This window comes from Curtobacterium sp. B8, from assembly GCF_000333315.1.
In the GTDB taxonomy this organism is placed as follows: domain Bacteria; phylum Actinomycetota; class Actinomycetes; order Actinomycetales; family Microbacteriaceae; genus Curtobacterium; species Curtobacterium luteum.
Genome location: NZ_BACW01000100.1, coordinates 1 through 964, shown reverse-complemented (window position 1 = coordinate 964; position 964 = coordinate 1). Strand labels below are relative to the sequence as shown.

The following is a 964-nucleotide window of genomic DNA, read 5'->3' as shown; positions in this document are numbered from 1 at the left end:
TCATCCCCGCGATCATCCACCTGGTCGCCGCGTACCTGATCGTCGGGGACGTCCCGATCACCGCGGGCACGATCGTCGCGTTCACGACCGTGCAGTCGCGGTTGCTCTTCCCGACGGTGGGTCTGCTCCGGGTGGTGCTCGACCTCCAGACGTCCGGCGCGCTCTTCGCCCGCATCTTCGAGTACCTCGACCTGCGACCGGCGATCATCGACTCCCCGACGGCGCGACCAGTGGACGACTCCCGCCTCGGGCACGTTGCGTTCGACCACGTGACCTTCGCCTACCCGGACGGCGAGCCGGACCACCCGACCCTCCGTGACGTGTCCTTCGAGCTGCAGCCGGGGCAGTTCGCGGCCTTCGTCGGGCCGTCGGGCGCCGGCAAGACGACCGTCTCGTACCTCGTGCCGCGGCTGTACGAGGCGACGAGCGGCTCCGTCCGGTTCGCGGGTGCGGACGTCCGCGACGTCGTGCACGAGGACCTCATGCGGCACGTCGGCATCGTCAGCCAGGAGACCTACCTCTTCCACGCCTCCATCGGGGACAACCTGCGCTACGCCAAGCCCGACGCCACCGACGACGAGCTCGAGCGGGCCGCCCGGGCCGCGAACATCCACGAGACGATCGCGTCCTTCCCCGACGGCTACGACACGATCGTCGGGGAGCGCGGCTACCGGCTGTCCGGCGGCGAGAAGCAGCGGATCGCGATCGCCCGTGTCCTCCTCAAGGACCCGCCGGTGCTCGTCCTCGACGAGGCCACGAGCGCACTCGACTCCATTTCGGAGCGGGTGGTGCAGACCGCGCTCGACACGGCGGCCGCCGGCAGGACCACGATCTCGATCGCGCACCGCCTGTCGACGATCCGCGACGCGGACGTGATCTTCGTGCTCGACCACGGGGAGATCGTCGAGCAGGGCACCCACGACGAGTTGCTCGAGGTCGGGGGCACGTACGCCAACCTGCACCG

General features: G+C 70.0%; 1 protein-coding gene. It reads left to right on the top strand.

Going from position 1 to position 964, the window contains the following annotated elements:
• Positions 1 to 964, top strand: a 964-nt coding sequence (locus tag I59_RS02690) for an ABC transporter ATP-binding protein (RefSeq protein ID WP_031272565.1), incomplete at both ends; no start/stop codon positions are given.